Genomic DNA, 12362 nt, shown 5'->3' with positions numbered 1-12362 from the left:
CGTCGCAGCGGTACGTAACCGGTTGCGACGAACAATGGTCCATTGTGCCAGATGGGTGGGCTCGTTCGGAAACCACCCTGTGCGCGCTTCGAGAGTGCGGGGACTCCCTAACCACTCACGGGGGTTCCGCGGAGGATCACACGCATCGGCTTCGCGAGCACATCGGGGTTTCCGCGCGGATCTTCAGAGTAAACCACCAGGTCGGCGGGCGCTCCTTCTGCGATCCCCTGCGCACCCAACCAACTCCGCGCGTCCCAGCAGGCTGCGCCCAGCGCCTGATGCGCCGTCAAACCGGCAACTTCGAGTTCGGCGATCTCGTCGGCGATCCGCCCGTGCCTGATCGATCCGCCGGCATCCGTTCCGGCATAGATCGGAATCCCGGCCTCGTGAGCGGCACCGATCGTCCGATGTCGACGAGCGTGCAGATCCCGCATGTGCGCCGCGTAGATCGGATACCGGGTGGCAGAGTCCGCGATCTCGGGGAAAGTTGCGATGTTGATCAGCGTCGGAACCAAGGCGGTGCCGTGAGCGACCATCAACTCGATGGTCGCGTCCGTCAATCCGGTGCCGTGCTCGATGCAGTCGATGCCGGCGTTGATCAGGCCGGGCAGAGCATCCTCGGCAAAGACGTGAGCGGTGACCCTTGCGCCTTCGGCATGGGCGGCAGCGATGGCCTCGACCAGAATCTCGTCGCTCCACAACGGGGCGAGGTCACCGATGGAACGATCGATCCAGTCCCCGACGAGCTTGACCCAACCGTCACCGGCGCGTGCCTGACGCACCACCTCGGCCGGCAACTGAGATTCGTCGTCCAGGTCGACCGGCAGGCCCGGGATGTACCGCTTCGGTGCTGCGATGTGCTGACCTGCGCGAATGATCCGCGGCAGATCGAGGCGCTCGTCGATGAACCTGGTGTCGACCGGCGATCCGGCGTCACGAAGCAACAGCACGCCCGCGTCACGTTCGGTCTTCGCCTGCCCCAGCAAGCCGTCGACGGTTTCGCCGCCGCCACCGCCGTAGCGGATACCGACGTGACAGTGCGCATCCACGAGACCCGGTGTGATCCAACCCGATTCGACGATCGTCTCCGCACCGGACACCGGCTCGAAGGAAATCAGCCCGTCGACGATCCACAATTCGATCGGCTCGGCATCGGGCAGACCGATACCCCGCAGATGAAGCGCAGCCACCGACTACTTCTTGGGCAGCTTGAGCTGGGAGAGATCGATGCCTTCCAGTCCGGGCGGCAACTGATCGAGACCCTTGGGCATGTTCGACAGGTCGGGCATGCCGGCCGGCATTCCGCCGGGCATACCCGGGAATCCGCCCATGCCGGGGAATCCTCCGCGCATCTTGGGCTGCGTCGGGCCCTTGCCGCCCTTCTTGCCCTTCTTGCCCTTCTTGCTGCGAACCTGCTTACGCGCGCCGGGCATGCCCATACGGCCGGCCATGGCAGCCATCATCTTGCGGGCTTCGAAGAAACGATCCACCAACTGGTTGACGTCGGAAACCTTGACGCCCGAACCGTTCGCGATGCGCAGTCGGCGTGAGGCGTTGATGATCTTCGGATCGTCGCGCTCGGCCGGCGTCATACCGCGGATGATGGCCTGAATGCGATCGAGTTGCTTCTCGTCGACGTTGGCCAGCGCGTCCTTCATGCCGCCGGCACCCGGCAACATACCGAGGAGGTTGCCGATCGGGCCCATCTTGCGGACGGCCATCATCTGATCGAGGAAGTCTTCGAGGGTGAGCTGACCGGAACCGATCTTCGCTGCGGTCGCTTCGGCCTGATCGGCGTCGAACACCTGCTCGGCCTGCTCGATGAGGCTCAGGACATCGCCCATGCCGAGGATCCGGCTGGCCATGCGATCGGGATGGAAGACGTCGAAGTCTTCGAGCTTCTCGCCGGTGGACGCGAAGAGGATCGGCTGGCCGGTGACCTCGCGGACGCTCAGCGCGGCACCACCGCGGGCGTCGCCGTCGAGCTTGGTGAGGACGACACCGGTGATGCCGACTCCCTCACGGAAAGCGTCGGCCGTGCTGACCGCGTCCTGACCGATCATGGCGTCGAGGACGAAGATGGTCTCGTCCGGGTTGACGGCGTCACGGATACCGGCGGCCTGCGCCATCAGCTCCGAGTCGATACCGAGGCGACCGGCGGTGTCGACGATCACGACGTCGTAATGCTTGTTGCGTGCTTCTTCGACGCCGGCGCGGGCGACCTCGACGGGGTCGGCTGCGGACACGCCCAGTGCGTTCTCGCCGCCGCCGATGGAGGTACCGGGATGCGGCGCGAAGACTGCGGCGCCTGCACGCTCACCGACGATCTGAAGCTGAGTGACGGCGCCGGGACGCTGAAGGTCACAGGCGACGAGGAGGGGCGTGTGCCCCTGATCCTTGAGCCACTTGGCCAACTTTCCGGCCAGCGTGGTCTTACCGGAACCCTGCAGACCGGCCAACATGATGACCGTCGGCGGAGTCTTGGCGAACTGCAGTCGACGAGTTTCGCCGCCGAGAACCTCGACCAGCTCTTCGTTGACGATCTTGACGACCTGCTGAGCCGGGTTCAGTGCACCCGAGACCTCGGCGCCCTTGGCGCGTTCCTTGATCTTGGCGATGAAGCTGCGCACTACGGGAAGCGCGACGTCGGCCTCGAGCAGGGCAAGGCGGATCTCGCGGGCCGTAGCGTCGATGTCGGCGCCGGACAGACGACCCTTGCCACGCAGATCCTTGAGAGATCCGGTCAATCTGTCGGAAAGGGATTCGAACACCGAGTGCGCTCCTGAAGGTCGTGCGAGTTAGCCGTGGATATTCTCGGGCACCAGCCTAGCCGCTACGCCCGCACCGATCCCAGCCGATGCGGGCGTAACTGCCGAAACCGGTCCGTCAATCCTCTTTCTTCTTGGGTTGTGGCACCGGAACCACCGCCAGCACCGCCTCCTCGACGCGCTCTCGCGCCGCGCGGGTATCGGCCTCACCGAAGTCGAGGCAGAACGCGTCGACCACCGAGGAACCCAAGGTGGCGACCTTCGCCCACCGGATGTCGGCTCCACTGTGTTCGAGTGCTGCGGCCAGTCGGCAGAGCAGGCCGACGCGGTCCTCGGTACGCAATTCGAGGATCGCCTGACCGTCACCGGGCGCGTCGAACCAGATGACCCGCGGCGGCGCCTGCGCATAGAGCACCGGAACCGCCGAATCCTTGTTGGTCTGGATCGGGTCGTCCCACTGCTCTGCCCGTGCCTCCTCGTCCTTCGCGTCGAGAAGTTCGAGCAAATTCAGTTCACCGGCCGAAGCCCGGATCAATTCCTGCCGGAGCAGCACCGCCTGCGGGGGTGTGCCGAACCTCGGCGTCACGACAAACGAGTTGACCGCCGAACCTGCATGCGACCCCACCGATGCGGAATGCACCCGCAAGGACTGCAGCGCCAGAACTCCGGCAGCCCGAGACAGCAGCCCGGGAGCGTCGGGCGCGATGACGGTCACGACGTAGGTGTGCGCATTCTCGGCCGGAACGAGCGAGACGTGAACCCCGCCCTCCTCGGCGATGGCCAATTGCTCGGGAGCGAGTGGATCGGGTTGCGGGAGCTCCTCCCCTGCCATCAGCAAACGACAACGACGCACCAGCTCGCCGATCAACGACGACTTCCAGTCGCCCCAGACACCAGGCCCGGTGGCCAGCGAATCCGCTTCCGCCAACGAATGCAGGAGATCGAGAAGGGTCCCGTCTCCCTCGAGTGCGTCGACCACTCGCTGCACCGTTGCCGGATCGTCGAGGTCGCGACGGGTGGCGGTTTCCGGCAACAGCAGGTGGTAGCGCACCATCGCCGTCAACGTCGCGACGTCGGAAGGCCAAAGTCCCAAGCGATTTCCGATCGCGGTGGCCAATTCGGCACCGACGACGCTGTGGTCTCCCCCTCGCCCCTTCCCGATGTCGTGGATCAACGCACCGAGCATGAGCAGATCCGGCCGAGCGACGCGAGTGGTGAATCCGCTTGCATACGCGGCGGTTTCGACCAGGTGCCGATCCACCGTCCACGTGTGGACGGCGTCGCGCGGCGGAAGATCGCGAATGGTCCCCCACTCCGGCAGGAGTCGACCCCAGAGCCCGGTCCGGTCCATCGCCTCGATCACCGGAACCGCACGCGATCCCGAACCCAGCACGACCAAGAGATCGTTGACTGCATTTTTCGGCCACGGTTCACGCAATTCGGGGGCATTGTCCGCCAGGCGATTGAGCGTCGACGCGGAGATCGGCATGCCGTTGGTGGCCGCCGCTGCCGCGACCCGCATCACCAGACCGGGATCCTTCTTCGGTCTCGCATCGCGCGCCAGAACTACTTCGCCGGCATGCTCGACGACACCCTCGTCCAGTGGTCGTCGCACCGGCGCGCGACGCAGCCGCGACAAACCACGCCGGGGCAAGGAGTTTCCGGCGGTACGGATACCGACGTCGACCGAATAGCTGATGGTGCGCGCCGATTCGCTGAGAAGGCGGGCCAGATCGAAGCGATCACCGATCCGTAGCGCCGCACCGATCTCGTCGGCGTCCTGTGCTCGCAGTTGGTCGCGGGCGCGACCGGCAACGCGGTGAAGTTCGGTGCGCACGTCGAGCAACCGCCTGTGCGCGAGTGCCAGACCGCCGCCGGGCGAGTTGGGTCCCAGCCCTGGCATCCCGTCGGTCAATTGCGCGATGGACAGGGCGTTGAGCAGTTGGACGTCTCGCAGCCCGCCACGACCGCTCTTGAGATCCGGTTCGGCGCGATGGGCGATCTCGCCGCTGCGCTCCCACCTCGTACGGGTCTGGGTGATCAATTCGTCGAATCGGCTGCGGATGTCCATGCGCCACTGTCGTCGGACACCACTGATCAACAAGTTGCTCAGCTCCACGTCGCCGGCAATGTGGCGTGCTTCGAGCATTCCGAGTGCTGCCGTCATGTCGGTGGCCGCAACCTGAAGCGCCTGCGGAAGCGTCCGCACGCTGTGGTCGAGTTTGATGTGCGCGTCCCACAGCGGGTACCACAGGCTGTCCGCGACCTGGGCCACGACCGCCGGGTCCATGTCGTCATGCAGCAGAATCAGATCGAGATCGGAATACGGCAGCAGTTCGCGTCGGCCGAGACCACCCACGGCGACGATGGCAAACCCACAATCCGGTTTGATGCCCAGTTCGGTCCCCTTGGTGGTCAACCAGAATTCGTGCAGATCGACCAGTGCATGTCGCAGCGCGGGGGCGTCGAGCCTCCTGTTCTTGACGCCTCCGGTGAGTAGGGCCTTGCGTGCGCGGGCCAGGTCCGCAGCTTCGTCGGATCCCCCTGACGAGACCGGCCCTGGCCCCGTCGCTTTCGCGACGGAACCAGGGCCGAAGTTCTCGGACCCTTTCGGGTCAGAGTGCATCGCCACCGCGTTCCCCGGTGCGAACCCGGATGACCGACTCGACTGGCGAGACCCACACCTTGCCGTCACCGATCTTGCCGGTTCGAGCGGCCTCGACGATCACCTCGACCACCTTGTCAACGGCCGCGTCGTCGACGACGACCTCGACCCGGACCTTGGGTACGAAGTCCACGGAGTACTCCGCGCCTCGGTACACCTCGGTGTGGCCCTTCTGTCGGCCGTAGCCCTGAACTTCGCTGACTGTCATACCCAGCACTCCGGCCTGCTCGAGTCCGGTCTTGACGTCCTCGAGCGTGAACGGCTTGACGATTGCTGTGATCAGCTTCATGTGCTCATCCCTTTCCAAACTCTGAAGTGCCTGAATTCACTTTAATCACGTGCTGATCACGCGAGGTCGTATGCGGTCTCTGCGTGTTCGGTCTCATCGATGCCGCGTGCCTCGTCCTCGGCCGAGATTCGCCAGCCCAGGGGCTTGAGTGCGAAGCCGATGATCGTCGTCAGAACGCCGGTGAAGACGAGTGCTGCGAGTGCGATCACGATCTGAACCACCAGTTGCTTGTAGTCGCCGCCGTAGAAGAGGCCGGTTGCGGTGCCGAAGAATCCGATACCGATCGTGCCCCACAGGCCGGAGACAAGGTGAACACCGACGACGTCGAGCGAGTCGTCGAAGCCGAAGCGGAACTTCAGGCCGACTGCGAGAGCGGACAGGATGCCGGCTACTGCGCCGAGGAAGATGGAACCGACCGGGTTGAGCGCACCGGCAGCAGGGGTGATGGCGACCAGACCGGCGACCGCACCGGAAGCTGCGCCGAGGCTGGTGGCGTGGCCGTCACGAATACGCTCGGTAGCGAGCCAGGCCAGGACTGCGGCACACGTCGCGGTGGTCGTGTTGACCCAGGCGAGACCGGCGTTACCGTCGGCGGCGAATGCCGAGCCGGCGTTGAAGCCGAACCAACCGAACCAGAGGAGTGCGGCGCCGAGCATCACGAAGGGCAGGTTGTGCGGACGGAAGGCGGTCTTGCCGAAGCCGAGACGCTTGCCGACGATGAGTGCGAGGACCAGACCGGCCATACCCGCGTTGATATGAACGACTGTGCCACCGGCGAAGTCGATCGGAGCGACGTTGGCGACGGTGACTCCGTCGTCGTTGACCGTGGTGCCGAAGAGCTTTGCCGCGATGCCGTCCTCGGAACCCGAGAGGAGTCCGCCACCCCACACCATGTGTGCGAGCGGGAAGTAGACGACGGTGACCCAGATACCCGAGAACAGGAGCCAGGTGCCGAACTTGACCCGCTCGGCCAGGGCACCACTGATGAGGGCGGTGGTGATGATCGCGAATGTCACCTGGAACGCGATGTCGATGACGTTGGGGTAGCCCCACGCGCCGGCGATGAAGTTGCCGTCAGCATCGGTGATGCTGTTCTTGAGGCCGAAGAACTCGAACGGGTTGGCAAAAATGCCCCCGATGTTCTCGGAGCCGTAGGACATCGACCATCCCCACAGAACGTAGATGACGCCGATGACGGCCATGGCCCCGAAGGACATCATCATCATGTTCAGGACGGACTTGGACCGAGACATCCCGCCGTAGAAGAAAGCGAGGCCGGGTGTCATCAGCAAGACCAGAGATGCAGCCATCAGCATCCATGCGGCGTTACCGGAGTTCGCCAACAAATCGTCGGTACTCACTTACTACCTCCTAGTCGCACGTGCCGGGCAGCACGTCGTTAAGGAGAAGAGTGCTGGGCTGGTGTTTCGTCCATGGCGCTGTCGCGTTTCGCAGACGTGAACCAATTGCCCAACTTTGTTGCAAACAGGTTTCGCCAGGGAGTTCTACCGACCCTGTGCGCCTTTTTGGTAGTTCGCGCTACCGAAAAGGCGCACGGGGGCGTCAGCCCAGGAGGGCGTCGACGAACGCACCCGGCTCGAAGGGCGCCAGGTCGTCGGCACCTTCACCGAGACCGACCAACTTCACCGGCACACCCAGTTCATGCTGAACCTGGAAGACGATTCCGCCCTTGGCGGTTCCGTCCAGCTTGGTCAGTACGACGCCGGTGATGTCCACGACCTCCGCGAACACTCGAGCCTGCGCCAGTCCGTTCTGGCCGACCGTCGCATCGAGAACCAGCAGAACGTCGTCGACCGAGGCCTTCTTCTCGATAACCCGCTTGACCTTGCCGAGCTCGTCCATCAGACCGGTCTTGGTGTGCAGACGGCCGGCGGTGTCGATCAGGACCACGTCGACGCCGTCCGCGATGCCCCGTGAGACCGCGTCGAAGGCAATCGCAGCGGGATCGCCACCCTCCTTGCCACGAACAACTTCAGCGCCGACACGCTCGGCCCACGTCTGGAGCTGATCGGCGGCGGCGGCGCGGAACGTGTCCGCGGCACCGAGCACGACGCGACGACCGTCGGCGACGAGCACGCGAGCCAGCTTGCCGGTGGTCGTTGTCTTGCCGGTCCCGTTGACGCCGACGACGAGCAGAACAGCCGGGTGATCATCGTGCGGCAATGCGCGGATGGAGCGGTCCAGTTCGGGACGCAGTTCGGCGATCAACACCTCGCGCAGAAGGGCGCGGGCGGCAGCCTCGGTCCGGACGCTGCGGGCCGCCATCTGCTCACGAAGCTTCGTGACGACTTTTTCCGTGGTCGCGGAGCCGAGGTCTGCGATGAGGAGGGTGTCCTCGACTTCTTCCCACGAGTCCTCGTCCAGATCGCCGCCACCGAGCAGACCCAGCAAGCTCTTGCCGACTGCTGACTGCGAGCGGGAAAGGCGCCCGCGCAGTCGGTCCAACCGACCCTCGGTCGGGTCGATCTCGTCCAGCACGCGCGGTGCAGGCTCGACTGGCGCGGGAACGACGACAGGTTCGGGAACGACAGGTTCTTCGACAACAGGTTCTGCTACCGCTGGTTCTTCTACGACCGGCTTTTCGATTACCGGCTCTTCGACAACCGGTTCCTCGACAACAGCGGGTTCTTCGACAACCGGCTCCTCGACAACGGCCGGCTTCTCCGCAACCGGTTCTTCGACGATCGGTTTTTCGACGACAGGTTCTTCGACGACGGGCGGCATCTCGGCGACCGGCGGCGTCGGAACCACCGGAGGTGGCGCCGTTGCCGTCGACCCCTGACTGAAGTTGAACCCGCCACCGGCCTTGTAGCCGCCTGACTTGTCCTTCTCGGGGGCGCCGAGCTCCGGCTTCGTCTCGGGCGCCTTCAGCGATACCTGCCCCTTGCGGTAGCGCAGGAATCCGGCAACGAGAACGACGAGTAGTACGGCCGCTACAGCCGCGATGATGATCCAAGCCTGGGTAGTCACCGGCCCATTGTTTCAGGCTCCGACCCGGAAAGTGAGCAGGGCTTACGTCGAGGCCATGTCTTGACCGCGAAGTCGCTGCGAAATCACGGTGGTGATGCCGTCGCCGCGCATGCTGACGCCGTACAACGCATCGGCGATTTCCATCGTCGGTTTCTGGTGAGTGATCACGATCAACTGCGACTTCTCCCGCAATTGTTCGAAGAGTCCGATCAGCCGCCGCAGGTTGGTGTCGTCCAACGCCGCCTCGACTTCGTCCATCACGTAGAACGGGGACGGGCGTGCCCGGAAGATCGCGACCAGCATGGCCACCGCGGTCAACGACTTCTCGCCGCCCGACAGCAACGACAACCGTTTGACCTTCTTACCGGGCGGACGCGCCTCGACTTCGATGCCGGTGGTGAGCATGTCCGAGGGATCGGTGAGGACCAGCCGCCCTTCTCCCCCGGGAAACAATTTCTCGAACACTCCCACGAACTCACGCTCGACGTCGGCATAGGCCTCGGTGAACACCTGCAGAATTCGTGCGTCGACGTCTGCGACCACAGCAAGAAGGTCCTTGCGTGCGGTCTTGACGTCCTCGAGCTGAGTGGAGAGGAAGGTGTACCGCTCCTCGAGAGCTGCGAATTCCTCGAGCGCCAGCGGATTGACCTTGCCGAGGGTGGCGAGGTCCTTCTCGGCCCGCTTGGCGCGCCGTTCCTGAGTCGCGCGGTCGTACGGAAGCGGAGCGGGGGCGGTGACCTGCTCCCCACGCTCCTTGGCCTGCTCGTACTCCTCGATTTCGAGAGCGGTCGGCGGCAGTTCGACCTCGGGCCCGTACTCGGCGATCAGATCGTCGAGGCCGATACCGTACTGATCGAGGATCGACTCCTCGAGTTGTTCGATGCGCAGCGCTGCCTGTGCCTTCGCTACCTCGTCGCGGTGGACGGCGTCGGTGAGCGAAGCGAGTTGTCCAGTCAGTGCTCGGACTATCTCGCGGACCTGATCCAGCTTGGCCGTGCACTCGGTGCGGGCCCGAGCCAACTCGTCACGGTGAGCAAGAGCCGCGGCGACGACGGTCTCGAGTTCGGCCGCCACACGCTGTCCCGATTCGGCCACGGCAGCTGCGACCTCCGCAGCGTGCGCCCTGGCGCGCAGAGCCCGTTCGGCGCGGATCCGCGCTTCTCGTTCGGCGGCCGCGGCGCGGCGAAGCGAATCAGCCTTTCCGCGTACGGATTCCGCACGCTCTTCGGCGGTGCGCACGGCAAGGCGAGCATCCATTTCGACGATGCGCACTTCGGCGAGCGCTGCTGCGGCCATTTCGCGATCGGCAGCGGTCGATTCCGCACCGTGTCCCGGTGCACTGCCGTCGGTTTCGGCGACGCGCAGACGTTCCTCCAGATCCGCGAGCTTTGTCAGCGACTCACCGCGGCCCTCCTCGGCACGCACTCGCTGGGCGGTCAACCGCTCGGATTCCGCGTGGGCGACTCGTGCTGCCTGCCCCAATCTGCCCAACTGCTCGTAGATGGCGGACATGGCAGCGTCCGACTCGTTGAGCGCGGCCAAAGTTTGCTCCGCGGTCTCGCGTCGAGCGGCCTGTTCGGCCAGAGCGCCGGACAGCGCCGCGTCGAGTTCCTCGGATCGGCTCTCCGTTGCCGCCAGTTCCGCTGCTGACGCGTCGATCGCCGCCTGCACCTCGAGCGTGCTCGGTTGCCGATCCGAGCCACCGATCATCCACCCCGAACCGTGCAGATCGCCAGAACGCGTCACTGCGCGAATTCCCTTGTGGTCAGCAACAACTCGAATCGCGTCATCGAGAGTCTCGACCAGGACGACGCCATCGAGGATGGCGGTCAATCCGGCACGCAACTCGTCAGGGCAGTCGATGACGTCGACGGCCGGACGACTACCCGGCGCGATCTCGGCCTCGCGCTTGATCGCCGGTTCACCGCTCACGATCAGTGATGCACGCCCACCGTCCTGATCGGCCAGTGCTGTCACAGCCGAGCGAGCAGAGTCCAGCGACTGCGCCACGACGGCGTCTGCTGCCGGCCCCATCGCGGCGGCGATCGCGGCCTCGTAGCCGGGTTCGACGTGAATCAGTCCGACCAGCGAGGTGATGCCGTCGTCGCCGCGGTGTTCGAGCAGCCAGCCGCCACCGTCCTTGCGCTGCAAACCCATCGACAGTGCCTCGATGCGCGCCCGGAGCGAAGCGATGCGTTGCCCGCTCGTCTTTTCTTCCTCACGAAGCTCTTCGACGCGCGCGTCGATCATCTCGAGAGCCTCGATGGCGCGTTCGTGATTGGTATCGAGGCCGACTTCACCGGCGTCGAGGTCCCCGATGCTTTCTTGCACCGTGTCGAACTCGGCCTGTGCGGCATCGCCACGCAGACGAGCCTCGTCGATCGCCTCGGTCAGCCGAGACACTTCCGCGTCGACGGATTCGACGCGGGTACGCAGAGTGTCGACCTGACCGGAGAGTCGAGCAAGACCTTCACGGCGGTCGGCGACGGCACGAACTTCCGCCATGTGCGCCCGTTCCGCTTCTGCTGCAGCATCTTCGGTGGCTGCGAGCTGGTCCCGAGCAGCGTCCGACGCCGCTCGCGCGATTTCGACGCCTTCGAGGAGTTCGGCCTCCTCGGCAGCAAGACGTTCGGCGCGCGCCTCCATCTCGTCCGGGTCCTGGCCGCGGTTGCCGACGGGTTCGGAGTCGAGATGACGCGCACGCTCGCGGGCGATGCGCACGGTGGCGTTGACGCGTTCGGCAAGCGCGGAAAGCTGGAACCAACTCTGCGCAGCCGCTTCCGATCCCGGAGTCAGACGAGCGAGAGCTTGCTCCTGGCGCCCGAGTTCGAGGTTGGCCTCGTCGAGCGCAGCCGCCACCTGGTTGTGCTGTTCACGGGCCGCTTTCTCGTCCTGCGCCTGGTCGTTCAACTGGTTTCGACGGGTCACCAGATCGTCAGCGGCCAGACGCATCTTTGCATCACGCAGGTCAGCCTGGACCGTCTGTGCTCGCCGAGCGACCTCGGCTTGGCGTCCCAGCGGTTTGAGTTGCCGACGCAGTTCCGCGGTGAGGTCACTGAGGCGAGCGAGATTGGCCTGCATGGAATCGAGTTTGCGCACCGCTTTTTCCTTGCGGCGGCGATGTTTGAGGACTCCCGCGGCTTCTTCGATGAAGGCGCGTCGATCTTCGGGACGGGATTCGAGGATCGCGGCGAGCCGTCCCTGCCCGACGATGACATGCATTTCGCGGCCGATGCCGGAGTCGCTGAGCAGTTCCTGGACGTCCATCAGACGGCAGGACGAGCCGTTGATCTCGTACTCCCCCGCACCGTCGCGGAACATCCGGCGCGTGATCGACACCTCGGAGTACTCGATCGGGAGCGCCCCGTCGGCGTTGTCGATGGTCAAGGTCACCTCGGCGCGGCCCAGCGGCGCGCGGCCGGAGGTGCCGGCAAAGATGACATCTTCCATCTTGCCGCCGCGCAGGGCCTTGGCGCCCTGCTCGCCCATCACCCAGGTCAACGCATCGACGACGTTGGATTTACCCGAGCCGTTCGGGCCGACCACACAGGTAATTCCCGGCTCGAACCGAAGAGTCGTTGCCGACGCAAAGGATTTGAATCCCTTGAGTGTCAGACTCTTGAGGTGCATGGGGGGAAACTTTACCGCC

General features: G+C 65.0%; 7 protein-coding genes. All 7 read right to left on the bottom strand.

From position 1 onward, the window contains the following. Nucleotides 1-107: 107 nt before the first annotated feature. The 7 genes from AOT96_RS22930 to smc all read right to left on the bottom strand — a co-directional run bounded on the left by AOT96_RS22930 (nt 108) and on the right by smc (nt 12343). Entirely contained in the window at nt 108-1190 is a 1083-nt protein-coding gene (locus AOT96_RS22930) for an amidohydrolase family protein (RefSeq protein WP_065352375.1), read from the bottom strand. Nucleotides 1191-1193: 3 nt separating this feature from the next. Then, entirely contained in the window at nt 1194-2771 is a 1578-nt protein-coding gene (gene ffh / locus AOT96_RS22925) for a signal recognition particle protein (protein WP_003942713.1), read from the bottom strand. Between the two features lie 115 nt (nt 2772-2886). Next, nucleotides 2887-5394: a [protein-PII] uridylyltransferase gene (locus AOT96_RS22920; RefSeq protein WP_054187792.1), complete on the bottom strand. Its 2508-nt coding sequence runs from the start codon at nt 5392-5394 to the stop codon at nt 2887-2889. After that, nucleotides 5384-5722, bottom strand: a complete 339-nt coding sequence (locus AOT96_RS22915; protein ID WP_003942772.1) for a P-II family nitrogen regulator — start codon at nt 5720-5722, stop codon at nt 5384-5386. The genes AOT96_RS22920 and AOT96_RS22915 overlap by 11 nt, the downstream gene beginning before the upstream one ends. Before the next feature lie 56 nt (nt 5723-5778). Further along, the gene (locus AOT96_RS22910) at nt 5779-7038 is read right to left on the bottom strand and encodes an ammonium transporter (RefSeq protein WP_051649690.1); all 1260 of its coding nucleotides are present in this window, start codon (nt 7036-7038) and stop codon (nt 5779-5781) included. Nucleotides 7039-7285: 247 nt separating this feature from the next. After that, nucleotides 7286-8713, bottom strand: a complete 1428-nt coding sequence (ftsY, locus tag AOT96_RS22905; RefSeq protein WP_030535428.1) for a signal recognition particle-docking protein FtsY — start codon at nt 8711-8713, stop codon at nt 7286-7288. A gap of 42 nt (nt 8714-8755) precedes the next feature. Further along, complete coding sequence (gene smc / locus AOT96_RS22900; RefSeq protein WP_054187762.1) at nt 8756-12343, bottom strand: chromosome segregation protein SMC; 3588 nt, start codon at nt 12341-12343, stop codon at nt 8756-8758. Between the last annotated feature and the right edge of the window lie 19 nt (nt 12344-12362).

The sequence above is a fragment of the Rhodococcus sp. 008 genome (genome assembly GCF_001682295.1).
GTDB lineage: Bacteria > Actinomycetota > Actinomycetes > Mycobacteriales > Mycobacteriaceae > Rhodococcus_F > Rhodococcus_F qingshengii.
Note: the sequence above shows the minus strand (reverse complement) of the source record. Positions and strands in the feature narration are given on the sequence as shown.